This is a genomic window from Photobacterium carnosum (genome assembly GCF_002849605.1).
Taxonomy (GTDB): domain Bacteria; phylum Pseudomonadota; class Gammaproteobacteria; order Enterobacterales; family Vibrionaceae; genus Photobacterium; species Photobacterium carnosum.
Map to the genome: position 1 here is coordinate 104,956 of NZ_NPIB01000005.1, position 13,746 is coordinate 118,701.

Annotated in this window: 16 protein-coding genes; 8 read left to right on the forward strand and 8 right to left on the reverse strand. The window is 40.6% G+C overall.

All coding sequences use genetic code 11. The features are described from left to right. The first annotated feature begins 23 nt into the window (after positions 1-23). Both waaF and waaA read left to right on the forward strand, forming a co-directional pair. On the forward strand, positions 24-1,058 hold the full coding sequence (gene waaF, locus CIK00_RS06620; RefSeq protein ID WP_101768118.1) for a lipopolysaccharide heptosyltransferase II: 1,035 nt from the start codon (positions 24-26) through the stop codon (positions 1,056-1,058). Then, positions 1,052-2,332 (forward strand): lipid IV(A) 3-deoxy-D-manno-octulosonic acid transferase, encoded by a 1,281-nt coding sequence (gene waaA, locus CIK00_RS06625; protein ID WP_101768119.1) that lies wholly within the window; start codon positions 1,052-1,054, stop codon positions 2,330-2,332. The genes waaF and waaA overlap by 7 nt, the downstream gene beginning before the upstream one ends. Positions 2,333-2,349: 17 nt before the next feature. Here waaA and CIK00_RS06630 read toward each other — a convergent pair whose 3' ends face one another. Continuing rightward, positions 2,350-3,078 (reverse strand): 3-deoxy-D-manno-octulosonic acid kinase, encoded by a 729-nt coding sequence (locus tag CIK00_RS06630; protein ID WP_101768192.1) that lies wholly within the window; start codon positions 3,076-3,078, stop codon positions 2,350-2,352. Positions 3,079-3,167: 89 nt separating this feature from the next. Between CIK00_RS06630 and CIK00_RS06635 the strand changes: the two genes are divergently transcribed. From CIK00_RS06635 to coaD, 3 genes are read left to right on the forward strand one after another with little or no spacing between them, the layout of a single operon-like run. After that, positions 3,168-4,235 (forward strand): glycosyltransferase family 9 protein, encoded by a 1,068-nt coding sequence (locus tag CIK00_RS06635; RefSeq protein ID WP_101768120.1) that lies wholly within the window; start codon positions 3,168-3,170, stop codon positions 4,233-4,235. Further along, positions 4,232-5,008: a glycosyltransferase family 2 protein gene (locus tag CIK00_RS06640; protein WP_101768121.1), complete on the forward strand. Its 777-nt coding sequence runs from the start codon at positions 4,232-4,234 to the stop codon at positions 5,006-5,008. The genes CIK00_RS06635 and CIK00_RS06640 overlap by 4 nt, the downstream gene beginning before the upstream one ends. Before the next feature lie 5 nt (positions 5,009-5,013). Then, positions 5,014-5,496, forward strand: coding sequence for a pantetheine-phosphate adenylyltransferase (gene coaD / locus CIK00_RS06645; RefSeq protein ID WP_101768122.1), 483 nt, complete (start codon positions 5,014-5,016; stop codon positions 5,494-5,496). Between the two features lie 34 nt (positions 5,497-5,530). On the opposite strand, the gene CIK00_RS06650 is transcribed toward coaD, so the two are convergent. The 7 genes from CIK00_RS06650 to radC all read right to left on the reverse strand — a co-directional run bounded on the left by CIK00_RS06650 (position 5,531) and on the right by radC (position 10,955). After that, a complete protein-coding gene (locus tag CIK00_RS06650) occupies positions 5,531-6,469 on the reverse strand; it encodes a glycosyltransferase (protein WP_101768123.1) in 939 nt (312 codons plus the stop codon). A 548-nt stretch (positions 6,470-7,017) separates the two neighbouring features. Continuing rightward, entirely contained in the window at positions 7,018-8,022 is a 1,005-nt protein-coding gene (locus tag CIK00_RS06655) for an NAD-dependent epimerase (protein WP_101768124.1), read from the reverse strand. Positions 8,023-8,135: 113 nt separating this feature from the next. After that, positions 8,136-8,945 carry a bifunctional DNA-formamidopyrimidine glycosylase/DNA-(apurinic or apyrimidinic site) lyase gene (gene mutM, locus CIK00_RS06660; RefSeq protein ID WP_101768125.1) on the reverse strand — a complete coding sequence of 270 codons (810 nt, stop codon included), beginning with the start codon at positions 8,943-8,945 and terminating at the stop codon, positions 8,136-8,138. 22 nt (positions 8,946-8,967) lie between these two features. Then, positions 8,968-9,462, reverse strand: coding sequence for a hypothetical protein (locus CIK00_RS06665; protein WP_101768126.1), 495 nt, complete (start codon positions 9,460-9,462; stop codon positions 8,968-8,970). Between the two features lie 229 nt (positions 9,463-9,691). Further along, positions 9,692-9,859, reverse strand: a complete 168-nt coding sequence (gene rpmG, locus CIK00_RS06670) for a 50S ribosomal protein L33 (protein ID WP_005371942.1) — start codon at positions 9,857-9,859, stop codon at positions 9,692-9,694. Between the two features lie 13 nt (positions 9,860-9,872). Continuing rightward, entirely contained in the window at positions 9,873-10,109 is a 237-nt protein-coding gene (gene rpmB / locus CIK00_RS06675) for a 50S ribosomal protein L28 (protein ID WP_045031821.1), read from the reverse strand. 171 nt (positions 10,110-10,280) lie between these two features. Then, positions 10,281-10,955 carry a RadC family protein gene (radC, locus tag CIK00_RS06680; protein ID WP_101768127.1) on the reverse strand — a complete coding sequence of 225 codons (675 nt, stop codon included), beginning with the start codon at positions 10,953-10,955 and terminating at the stop codon, positions 10,281-10,283. 238 nt (positions 10,956-11,193) lie between these two features. Here radC and coaBC point away from each other — a divergent pair, with 238 nt between their 5' ends. From coaBC to slmA, 3 genes are all read left to right on the forward strand, one after another. Further along, positions 11,194-12,408 carry a bifunctional phosphopantothenoylcysteine decarboxylase/phosphopantothenate--cysteine ligase CoaBC gene (coaBC, locus tag CIK00_RS06685; protein WP_101768128.1) on the forward strand — a complete coding sequence of 405 codons (1,215 nt, stop codon included), beginning with the start codon at positions 11,194-11,196 and terminating at the stop codon, positions 12,406-12,408. Between the two features lie 9 nt (positions 12,409-12,417). After that, on the forward strand, positions 12,418-12,876 hold the full coding sequence (gene dut, locus CIK00_RS06690; protein ID WP_101768129.1) for a dUTP diphosphatase: 459 nt from the start codon (positions 12,418-12,420) through the stop codon (positions 12,874-12,876). Positions 12,877-13,111: 235 nt separating this feature from the next. Continuing rightward, complete coding sequence (gene slmA / locus CIK00_RS06695) at positions 13,112-13,702, forward strand: nucleoid occlusion factor SlmA (protein ID WP_045035899.1); 591 nt, start codon at positions 13,112-13,114, stop codon at positions 13,700-13,702. The last annotated feature ends 44 nt before the right edge of the window (positions 13,703-13,746 follow it).

A 13,746-nucleotide genomic window follows, 5' to 3' on the forward strand; every position in this document is an offset into this window, starting at 1 on the left:
AACCTTAACCTGGTAAATTATTTATGACTAAAATTTTAATCATCGGTCCATCCTGGATTGGCGACATGGTAATGTCGCAATGCCTCTATATTGAATTAAAAAAACAACATCCAGATTGTATCATTGATGTAATGGCACCAGGTTGGTGTAAAACCGTATTGGCACGCATGCCAGAAATAAATCAGACCATTGAAATGCCACTTAATCATGGTGACTTCAATTTCTTTGCTCGCTACCAATTAGGCAAGATATTACGTGATAACCATTATGATCACGCTTATATTCTACCAAATTCGGCAAAATCAGCCTTGATCCCATTCTTCGCAAATATACAAACTCGTACTGGCTGGAAAGGTGAAATGCGTTATGGCCTACTTAATGATTTACGTAACAACAAAAAATCATTTAATTTAATGATTGAACGTTACATTTCATTAGCACATCCCGCATCGGCAATGACGGGTTCAGGTTGCCTAACAGATATGCCATTTCCTACTCTAACTGTTGACACTAATAATCAACAACAAGTAATTGAAAAATTTAATATTAACCAAAATCGCACTTCAATTGCATTATGCCCAGGTGCAGCTTATGGCTCAGCTAAATGCTGGCCTATAGATCACTACACTTCAGTCGCTAAAAGTCTTATCGAAGCGGGCTGTAATATTTTATTATTTGGCTCCGATAATGAAAAAAAATTAACCGATCAAATTGAAAAGTCTTTATCTAATGATGCCCAACATTACTGTCATAACTTAGCAGGTAAAACATCACTCACAGACGTTATCGATCTGCTTGCATCATGCTCAACGGTTATCGGCAATGACTCAGGCTTAATGCATGTTGCAGCAGCGGTGCAGTGTAATGTGGTTGCTCTTTATGGGCCAACAACACCAAATTACACTCCGCCATTGACTGATAAAAAAGTTATTTTACACACTGATATTAGTTGTCGACCTTGCTTTAAACGAGAATGTCCTTTGAAGCATAATAAATGCATGACAGAAATATCACCACAACAAGTCATCGCTGCAATTAATAATCTAAAAGCATTATGATTCGAACGCTATATACCCTATTGCTCTCATTAGCTGCTCCTATATTATTATGGGGGCTTTATCGAACCAAACCGGGAAAACCTGCTTTTGGTGCGCGTTGGAAAGAGCATTTTGGTTTTACTCCTCGCCTCGCCACGACAACTGCACCTATTTGGATCCATGCGGCTTCTGTTGGTGAAGCTATCGCGATTGTGCCTGTCATCAAAGCACTCAAACAAGCCTATCCAGAGCAAGCTATTGTCGTAACCACAACCACCAGCACTGGCGCTGAACAAGTGGCTAAATTAGGCGAATTAGTTGAACATCGTTACATGCCAATTGATTTTGCTTGGTGTGTTCGCGGGTTTTTAAACGCGATCAAACCCAAATTATTTCTTATCGTTGAAAAAGAATTATGGCTCAATACCTTAACTTGTGTTCATCAACAAAAAATTCCGACGATTATTGTTAATGCGCGCTTATCAGAGCGCTCTGCCAAACGCTATCAATCGTTTAGTTTTTTTACTCATCAATTGCTCAATAAAATAGATAAAATCTTATGCTTGCATGATGATGACGCCCAGCGCTTTATCGCCATTGGCGCACAACAACATCAAATCGCGGTTACTGGCTCAATCAAATACGACATCACCATTGCAAAGACCGTTTTTGAGCACGCTCAGAATCTGCGCCAGCAACTGGGTGCTCAACGACCAATTTTCGTGGCGGCGAGTACCCATCAAGGGGAAGATGAGCAAGTACTCGATGCTTATCAAGCCGTGCTACAACAGTATCCAGATGCGATGGTCATTATTGTGCCTCGCCATCCGCAACGATTTGATAGTGTTGCCAAACTGGCAATAGAACGAGGATTAACGGTTCACCGCCGTACAGACACCACCCCAATTAAAGCGAACACTCAGTTATATCTCGCAGATACAATGGGGGAAATGTTAGTCATGCTAGCGACAGCTGATGTGACGTTTATGGGGGGAAGTTTAGTCGGAGAAAAGGTCGGTGGGCATAACTTATTAGAGCCAGCCGCGGTTGCAAAACCCGCAATTACAGGCCCTAGTTTTTATAATTTTGAAGATATCACTCAACAACTATTAGCCGCAGGAGCGATTGAAATCTGTCAAAATAGCCACCAGCTCGCACAGCAACTGGTGACATTATTTAATGATCCCGAGCGTCAACAACACATGGGCGCACAAGGACAAAAGATAGTGATTGAAAACCAAGGCGCAGTGAATAAAACCATCGCCAATATTCATTTTTACTTAGATAATGATTAATTAATCACTACTTATCATTAACCAATAGTAATGCGAAGCTGACTTTTGGACGCATAACCATCACACAAAGCGTTCCAATCATCTTCGCACCACTTAATCGCACGTTTATCGACCTCTTTGAGGAAAGAACGCTTTAAACGTGCCAAATTATCCACTTTCCAATCATCGCCCTCACGGCAATCACACTTATCAAAATCAATCAGCCACGGCTGCTGACCATCATCTAATAAAATATTATGGGCATTTAAATCCGTGTGACACACTTGCAAATCATGCATCTTACCGATCATTTCACCAATATCACGCCACACTGTCGCGGCTAATGTCTGGCTTTGTAGCTGTGCGACTAAATCATGGCTATTGGCAATTTTCTCAACCAAAATATCCGCTTTATAGGCCATGCCTTTTTTAACGGCACGCGCGGCAATAGGTCGAGGTACATTTACCCCACCGTCACGTAATAATTTTAACAATGCTAATTCAGCACCGCTGCGGGTTGTATTCCAATCGGTAAACCAATAACGATCATTGTTCACTTTAGCAAACAGCCCACCACGATGATAATGACGCAATGCCATTTCCAATTTTTCATCGGCAACAAACCATGTTGTACCACGCCCTTTGGCAGAGCCAATAACTGCATCACGCTGACGCCAATACTCAATATCAAAGCAACCATGCGGATCTGCACTTAGATAATCGCTATCAAACCAAATGGCCTGGTTGTTACTGATAATTTCCTGCACTACAGCCTCTCTCGCATTTATTGTTGAATATTTTACAATTTCAATGGCTAGCGGCATAATTCACTAACCACTTTTAATAAGGTAACCCCATGGCTCTGTTCTCAACGCCACCACGTTCAATTTGTATCTTACGCTTGTCTGCTATTGGTGACGTTTGCCATGCGATTGCTGTCGTCCAAGCGATCCAACGCCAGTGGCCAACCACTGAAATCACGTGGGTTGTCGGTAAAGTTGAAGCACAATTAGTCAATGCATTACCCAATATTACGGTGATCAGTTTTGATAAAAAAGCCGGCTGGCATGGCATTAAACAGGTTTGGCAACAACTCAAATCACAACGTTTTGATGCGCTATTGGATATGCAAGTCGCCTTACGTGCAAGTGTACTATCTTTAGGGATTAAAGCTAAGTATCGCGTTGGGTTTAGTAAAAACCGCACCAAAGAAGGTCAATGGCTGTTTACTAATAAACACTTACCTAATACTAATAGTGTCCATGTGCTCGATAACATGGCGGATTTTGCGCGTTACATTGGGGTTCCTTTTACCACCCCAGAATGGAATATTCCGCTGACAACTGAAGATAACAGTGTTGCTGAACAATATATCCACCAGCCTACATTAGTGATCTCACCCGCCGCCAGTAAAGATGAACGAAATTGGCTTCCTGATCGTTATGCGGCCATCGCTGATTATGCGGCAACTAAGGGTTTAGCTGTGATTTTATGTGGCTCACCCAGTGACCGTGAGCAACAATTAGGCCAACACATTATTAGCCTCAGTAATGCACCAATTATCAATTTAATTGGCAAAACAACATTATTACAACTTACGGCATTATTGCGAGCAGCAACCGTGGTGTTAGCACCAGATTCAGGTCCAGCCCATTTAGCAACCACCCAAAACACCCCCGTCATTGGCCTCTATGGTCATAGTAATCCAGCCCGTACTGGGCCGTATTTATCATTGCCATATACGGTCAGTGTTTACCAGCAAGTCGCTGAACAACATTACGGCAAACCATTAGGCGAGTTACCATGGGGAGCACGCGTCAAAGGTAGCGATATCATGCCGCAAATTAGTGTTGCGATGGTAAAAGAAAAACTTGATCTCATCCTATCGTCAGCAATGTCATTAGCTTCCAAGGAAAATATATGAATATATCAACCGACAAACCAACACTGAGTGTTGCACTAATTGTTAAAAATGAAGCTAAGCATCTTGCTGCGTGTCTAGATACGATTAAAGACTGGGTCGACGAAATTATCATTCTCGACTCTGGTAGTACTGATGAAACAGAAACCATCGCTCGTCGTTATACGGATAAATTTTATGTCAATTTTCAGTGGCCTGGATTTGGACAACAACGTCAACTTGCTCAACAATATATCACTAGCGATTATGTTTTATGGCTCGATGCTGATGAACGAGTCACACCTGAACTAAGACAATCTATTCTAAATGTATTGCAAGATAATCAACATAATGTGGTTTATAGCATTAATCGTCTAAGTACCGCCTTTGGTAAATTTATTCGTCACTCAGGCTGGCATCCTGATTGGATTGTACGTTTATACCGCCCCCAAGAAACACACTATAATAATGCTCAAGTACATGAATCTGTTATCATTCCCCCTGAAATTCAAGTTATAAAAATAGCGGGTAATTTAGAACATTATACCTTTGAAAATTTCTTTGAGTTTCAAAAAAAACAATCTCAATATGCTGAATTATGGGCACAAGAAAAACACCTACAAGGGAAAAAAGCCTCTGTAGCTTCAGCAATTGGACATGCACTTTTTAGCTTTATACGTACCTATTTTATTAAATGTGGCTTTCTTGATGGTAAACATGGATTTATTATTGCTTGTATTAATACGCAATATGTACTCAATAAGTATCTTGGTCTTTACCTTAAACAAAATAAGTAACTATTATGACAACACGTGTTATCTATCCCGGCACTTTTGATCCAATCACTAACGGTCATATTGATCTCATCGAGCGCGCAACTGCAATGTTTGATCACGTAATTGTTGGTGTGGCATTTAATCCCAGCAAAAAACCGTTATTCACTTTAGAAGAGCGGGTTGGGCTAGCTCAGAAAATTACAGCACATTTATCTAATGTTGAGATTGTTGGCTTTTCAGGATTATTAGTTAATTTTGCCAAAGAGCATCATGCTAATATTTTAGTGCGAGGATTGCGGGCAGTGTCTGATTTTGAATATGAATTTCAATTAGCCAATATGAATCGCCGCTTAATGCCTGAGCTTGAAACGGTATTTTTAACGCCAGCAGAAAAAAATTCATTTATTTCTTCAACCATAGTTAAAGAAGTCGCGCTCCATAAAGGGGATGTGAGTCAATTTGTTGACCCTCTAGTCACACAAGCCCTTCTTGCTAAATTCGTTAAATAATAATTAAAAAAGGCGCAAAAGGCGCCTTTTACAATCACCATGAGCATTCTTCTGCTTGTGCTAACAATTCAAGATGTCTTTTACACATTTTAGCGACAGTAAAATACTGTATGGCGTGATCTCTGCACCTTTTAGGAGAGATCTGATCTAATTTTTTTATTGCTTCAATCATATCGTTCTCATTATCACAAAGAAAACCGGTCTCCCCATCAATAATAAGCTCTGACATTGCACCACGATTAAAAGCAATAACAGGCGTACCAGATAACATAGATTCAACAATTGTCAATCCAAAAGGCTCCTCCCAGCGAATAGGGACAAGTAACGCCTTAGCCTTACTGATTAAATCAAATTTATCCGCACCATTAATATAACCTACAGGCTTAATTAATGGATGCCAATTAAACCATGTTTCAGGATTAGCAAATCTACGTCCACCAGCAACAATTAACGGCAAATTAACCTTTTTAGCTACTTTTATTGCTGTATCTACACCTTTTTTACTACGTTTAACTTTAGCTAAAAATAATAGATAATTATCTTTATTTTCACGAAAAATATAATCTTCTACAGGGATTCCGTTAAACGCAATAACTTTACCACCTTGTATTTTCGCATGACTCTTCGAAATGAAAACATTATTTTTCCCCTCATGTTTACCAGCATGGCAGACTTGAATACTTCCAGGATAGCGCGCTAATACATCCTCAAAAACAGCACCGTCAACCCCACCATGATGCTCGATATATTCAACGTCATGAGGAATAAGTGCAAGTAATCCCTCAAAAGTACATGGTAATGACAACGTAATATGCTGATAAAACTCTGTATCCGAGCCTATCGGAGTCATAACGTACACTTTATGCCCTTTCTTCGCTTGCTCTACTGCTAACCAATCAATTAATCGATTTGAACCACCACTAGAGCTTACAGGAGGGAGAGATTGATCATGAATATGTAAAATAACACTCATTTTTAGCTACATTTCGATTAATTAGTGAAGGCAGAATAATACACTTAAATATCCGTTTTAAGTAACCCCATTAAATAAATACAAAATGACGTTAAATTCTATGTACGCACAAATTAGTTGGTTATAATTTCACACACTACTAAATAAAAGCACCGCTAACACTTACTTGGTCCCTGATATAATATATGAAAATAGATATCATTATGATTAAGTCCTCTAGAACTCGTTTTAGATGATTATTTAAATCAGTTCGATCATAATTTTTCATTATGTATAGCTGATAATGGTTCTAATTATAAAGTTAATAACTGAATAAAACGTACTCATCAAAGCGTTAATTATTCGCTATCTTTGATACCAAGATACAGATCTTTTATCTCGTCTAGATAAATTAAGCTTAGTTTTTATAGGTACTGTAGGTTAATACCGTCAATTTTACCTAGAGCATAAAATAAACACGCAAAACCCTAAGGGTGAAAAAACTGTTCAAGAAAAATTCTCTGTGATAACAAAATAAATAAAAAGGCCTAATTTAAGGCCTTTAAAACTTACTTATTGTAATACTCACGATACCACTCAACAAAAGCCTGTACGCCTTGTTTAACTTCAACCTCAGGCTTATAACCCGTTATAGCAAACAAGTCGTCAGTATCTGCATATGTCATGTAAACATCGCCAGCTTGCATTGGCATAAAGTTTTTCTTAGCTTCTACACCTAATGATGCTTCTAGTGCTTCAACATAGTCCATTAATTTAACGGGACTACCATGACCAATGTTATAAATACAGTATGGTGCAGAACTGGTCGCCGATGAATTAGCTTCAACCGTCCACTCAGGATTAGGCTGTGGAATCACATCCTGAATACGCATAACACCTTCAACAATATCATCGATATAAGTAAAATCACGGCTCATATCACCATTGTTATAGATATCAATTTCTTTACCTTCCATGATGGCATTAGTAAATTTAAACAATGCCATATCTGGGCGTCCCCACGGACCATAAACCGTAAAGAAACGTAGACCTGTAGTTGGAACACCGTAGAGATGAGAGTAACTGTGCGCCATCAGTTCATTGGCTTTTTTAGTTGCCGCATATAAAGACACTGGATGATCAACACTATCATCCGTATCAAAAGGCATTTTTTGGTTTAAGCCATACACAGAACTAGATGATGCATAAACCAAGTGTTCGACTTTATGATGGCGACAGCCTTCAAGGATAGTCAAATAGCCAATTAAGTTACTATCACCATAAGCCATTGGATTATCTATTGAATAACGTACACCCGCTTGACCAGCGAAATGGATCACACGATTAAACTGCTGTTCCGAAAATAAGCCAGCCATCCCTTCTCGATCAGCAATATCCATTTCAATAAATGTAAAATTTGGATGCTCAATACGGGTTAAACGTGCGTGTTTAAGTGTCACATCATAATAATCATTAAGATTATCAATACCAATCACTTGATGGCCTTGTGCACATAAGCGCTCAGTAACCGCACTACCAATAAAACCAGCAACGCCGGTCACTAAATATTTCATTTTTCAGTCCTTAATATATCTATAAATTTAGATGGCAATAATAACAATATTTATACTTACTTTTGATCAAAAAAAGTGAACCCATCGTTAACTAAAAATGAATAAACACTCATTTAACACTGACACTTACCACAAAAAACAGTGGCTCGCTGACCCAGCTTAATATCCGTTAAAGGTTCACCACAACGCGGACATGGTTGCCCACCTTTACCATAGACCTGTAGCTCTTGAGCAAAATACCCAGGCTTACCATCGGCATTTTTAAAATCTTTTAAAGTCGTACCACCTTGAGCGATTGCTTTTTGTAATACGATTTTTATTTCAGACACCAATAGTTGTAATTGTACAATTGAGACTTTTCCTGCGGGACATTGTGGGTCAATCCTCGCTGCAAATAACGATTCATTGGCATAAATATTACCGACCCCCACCACAACATGATTATCCATAATCAACAATTTAATTGCTTTACGCTTTCCTTTCGCCTTTGCAACTAAGTAATCACCATTAAAATCATCACTGAGCGGCTCTGGGCCCATTTTCTCTAGTACCGCGTGGCTTTCACCTGCCTGTTGCCATAACCACGCTCCAAAGCGACGAGGGTCGTTATAACGCAGTATTTCACCACTGGCTAATACCACATCAACGTGATCATGTTTTTCTACAGCTGAACCTGCGGGCAAAATACGTAAATTACCCGACATACCAAGATGGACAATCGCATATCCAATATCGGTTTCTAATAATAAATATTTTGCTCGGCGCGTAACCTTGCGGATCACTTGGCCTTCAATATTTTTAATCGCGTCAGGGATTGGCCATCGCAATCTCGAATTACGAATAATAATTTCAGTAACCACTTGTCCAACAACATGCGGCGTGATCCCCATTCGAGTCACTTCAACTTCCGGTAATTCAGGCATCTTTATCTTGCTCCAATAATAATTATAATTTTGAAGATAATCGCGGAAATAAAAAATCAGCATCAACGGTTACAGCAAGCCATTGCCCAGTGCCATTATTAAATAGCCAAAAATGGGGTAATTGATAGGCAGTGATCCGTTGCGGTTGAGAATAACCAACCAACCATGCTTCAACTGTACGAGGGGTTTTCAACTGACTTTTTAATGAAACTAACTGTTGTTCGCTCACCTCTGTCCCCGCTAACGTTTGCCAACGCGCGATAAAAGTAGCGATATCCAATGTTATCGAAGGATTACTTTCCCAACCCGCCACTGAATGTTGAAAAGCCATTTTAGGTAACAACAATCGTTGAATAATTCGATCCTGAGCAAATAATGGAATCACCGCTGGCGATGGGACTGACGCTACAGGCGTTGTTAGGCGGGCACGAATAAGCCCTGGAAGCTGTATGACGGCAATAAAAGCCAAAACACCGATAATGATAACGTTATTCCATCCGCGTCGCGTTAACCGCATGCTCAGACGCTCCTATGCGTGTTTACTGATAGTGATTAAGATAACATTGCCATCATCAATAACAACAGCCAATTATGTTCTTGTTGAATGTCGGTAATTAAAAATAGAAAAAAGCAGGAAAGCAGGAAAGCAGGAAAGCAGGAAAGCAGGAAAGCAGGAAGAGTATGTGGAATTTTAAATATAAAAAAACCCAGCTAGGCTGGGTTTTTATCAAAAAATTTAAAATCAATTACTTGATTTTAGCTTCTTTGTAAAGCACGTGCTGGCGAACTACTGGATCAAATTTCTTGATCTCAAATTTGCCTGGCATGTTGCGCTTGTTTTTGTCGGTAGTGTAGAAGTGGCCTGTACCAGCTGATGATACTAGACGGATCTTCTCACGAATGCCTTTTGCCATTGTTCAAATTCCTCTAAACGTTCTCGCCGCGAACACGCATCTCTGCAAGAACGATATCAATACCTTTCTTATCAATGATACGCATACCTTTAGCGGTAAGACGTAGTTTAACGAAGCGTTTTTCGCTTTCTACCCAGAAACGATGAGTTTGCAGGTTCGGCAGAAAACGACGCTTGGTGGCATTACGTGCGTGTGAACGGTTGTTACCCGTTACAGGACGCTTACCAGTTACTTGGCATACTCGGGACATTACTGTCTTCTCCAAATCGTTTCGCTCGATATCTACCATGGAAATTTAATGTAAAATTCAATTTTACATATAACCACAGCTATCAAAGGTCGCGCATTATACTAAGTCAAAACCAGTTGCTCAAGTCCCGAGCAGATCCTTTCTCACTTTTTTTACCGAAAATTGTCTATTTTATAGCCAACCGCGCTCGGCAAAGGAAATAACATCCCCCTCACCGACAACAAAATGATCCAGAACACGAATATCGACTAAAGCCAGCGAATCGCTGATCTTGCGGGTTATTCGATGGTCAGCCTGACTAGGTTCAGCAACGCCTGATGGGTGATTATGCGCTAAAATTAACGCTGCTGCATTAAGTTCTAGTGATCTTTTTACAACTTCGCGTGGATAAACGCTCGCACAATCGAGTGTTCCTTCAAATAATACCTCCCCTGTGATCACTCGATGCTGATTGTCTAGGAATAGGATATAAAAGGCTTCACGCTGTTTATGGCGTAGTTTTTTAACTAAATATTGGCGGGTATTTTGTGGGTTTGTGAGCACATTATCTTTTTTTAAAATTTCTTCTAAATATCGGTCTCCCATGGCCAAAACGGCCTGTAAAAGTGCAAATTTTGCTGGACCCAAACCTTTAACCTGACAAAAAGTCTCTTTATCCGCTGCAAGCAAAGCGCGTAAAGAGCCAAATTCTTGCAATAAATACGTCGCCAGTTCTAACGCATTCATGCCTTTTATTCCGGTACGTAAAAAAATAGCTAATAATTCGGCATCAGTTAGCGCATTAGCACCATGAGATAATAATTTTTCTCGTGGTCGCGAGGCTAACGGCAATTGCTTAAGCGACATATTCCCTCCTTGTATTGATATTTCACTAGCAAAACAGGCTATCGCTTTTATACAACCCAGCAACCAACGTTCCTTGAATGCACCTCCAAAGTTTATGATGAATACTTTGTCTTACAACTGTAGAACCTCGACATGATCACTTCTAAAAATAAAACGAGGGATTGCAAGCAATGACCATTTATACGTTTGATGCTATCGTATCTGCCAAATTTACAGGCTTCTAGACACAGGCAAAACCATGCAAACACTGGCAGGAAAAAAAATCCTTCTCGGCATTAGCGGCGGTATCGCTGCCTATAAATGCGCAGAACTTACTCGTCGTTTAATCGAACGCGGTGCACAAGTCCAAGTCGTAATGACCAAAGCGGCACAAGAGTTCATTACCCCGTTAACAATGCAAGCTGTGTCAGGTAATCCAGTTTCAAGCAGCTTATTGGATCCTTCTGCTGAAGCATCTATGAGTCATATCGAATTAGCTAAATGGGCTGACCTTGTTTTGTTAGCCCCAGCAACTGCAGATTTAATTGCTCGAATCAATGCGGGCATGGGTAATGATTTACTATCAACATTGTGTCTAGCCACCGACGCTCCTATTGCCGTCGCACCAGCCATGAACCAACAGATGTACCGCAATGTCGCCACCCAAGAAAATCTTGCGACTCTGCAACGTCGTGGATTGATGTTATGGGGACCAGCCAGCGGTGAGCAAGCATGTGGGGATGTTGGCCCAGGACGAATGTTAGAACCAATGCAACTGGTGCATCATTGTGAAGATTTTTTTCAACAACCCGATCTTAGTGAACTAAATATTGTTATCACCGCAGGACCGACCCGTGAGGCGATTGATCCGGTACGTTACTTAAGTAATTACAGTTCAGGCAAGATGGGCTTTGCGATTGCCGCCGCCGCCGCTAAACGTGGGGCTAATGTCACCTTAATCAGTGGGCCAGTTAACCTTACGACACCAGCTGGCGTAACTCGAATTAATATTAATAGCGCCGTTGAGATGCAGCAGGCAGCATTAGCTTGCGCAGTAAAGAATGAAATATTTATTGCCTGTGCCGCCGTTGCTGATTTCCGTCCAGCACAGGTTGCAGAACAAAAGATGAAAAAGCAGCCTGGTAATGAAGAGATGGTAATTCAACTAGTAAAGAACCCCGATATCGTTGCCTCTATTGCAGCGCTAACAGAACAACGTCCCTTTACTGTTGGCTTTGCTGCTGAAACCCAAAATGTAGAGCATTATGCTCGTGGTAAACTCACCACTAAAAATCTCGACCTTATTTGTGCTAATGATGTATCCGTCCAAGGCCAAGGCTTTAATAGCGACACTAATGCACTCCATTTATACTGGCCTAACGGCGATAAAGCATTACCATTAGCCACCAAAGCAGATCTCGGCCAACAATTAGTTACCGAAATTGTTGCCCTTTATCAACACGCCACGCACTAGAGCATAATTATGAATACTATCGATCTTAAAATTCTTGACCCTCGAGTGGGAACAGAGTTTCCATTACCCGCGTATGCAACCACTGGCTCTGCTGGGCTTGATTTACGTGCATGTCTTGATCAAGCATTAACCGTTGCACCAGGTGAAACCCATCTCGTCTCAACGGGGTTAGCGATTCATATTGGCAATCCTCAGCTTGCAGCAACAATTTTACCGCGCTCAGGCCTTGGTCATAAGCATGGCATCGTCTTAGGTAACCTAGTTGGACTTATTGATTCAGATTACCAAGGTCAATTAATGGTGTCAGTTTGGAACCGTGGTGATACCACCTTTACTATTGAACCTGGCGATCGTATTGCACAGCTCGTTTTCTTACCTGTCGTACAAGCGCAGTTTAATATCGTGACCGATTTTGACGATGCAAGTCAGCGTGGTGAAGGTGGTTTTGGTCACTCAGGCCGTCAATAGTTTTATTTAAATCAATAACTGCCGGCGCTATACCTTTAATGTATAAAATGGTTTTGATGATAAAATAACCAATAATGTTTAAGTACAAAGCGCGACTATTGAGAGTTGCGCTTTTTTTGCGGATAAACTGCATACATTTACCATCGATCGCTTTTCACGACGCAACGGCATCGCTAAGATAAGCGGGGTTCATGCTGTCCATGGACAGTCTCATTTTGCAAAGGAACGATAATTCATGGCTGGCACCAAAAAAAGCAATCGCCGCGAAGAGATACTTCAGTGTCTTGCTCATATGTTGGAATCAAATCAAGGAAGCCAACGTATTACCACCAAAATGCTGGCGGCTAATGTTGGGGTCTCGGAAGCTGCACTCTATCGCCACTTCCCAAGTAAAGCACGGATGTTTGAAGGCCTGATTGAATTTATCGAAGATTCAATTATTACCCGTATTAACCGCATTCTTGATGACGAAAAAGATACCCTTACTCGTCTGCGTATGGTGCTACAACTAATCTTAATGTTTGGTGAACGTAACCCGGGTCTAAGTCGCATCATGACTGGACACGCATTAATGTTTGAACAAGATCGCCTACAGTCTCGCATTAATCAATTATTTGAACGAATTGAATCACAATTACGTCAAATACTGAAAGAGCGTAAGTTACGTGAAGGCAAAGGCTTTCCTGTTGAGGAATCAATTTTAGCGGCTCAGCTACTCGGTCAAGTTGAAGGTAGCCTTAGCCGTTATGTTCGTTCTAGCTTTAAATATAAGCCAACCGAAAACTTTGATGATTACTGGCAACTGCTTAGCGGTCAGTTAGGTTAACCACACCAACAAAACCCACTATAAAAGCACCATAAAAAAAGCGA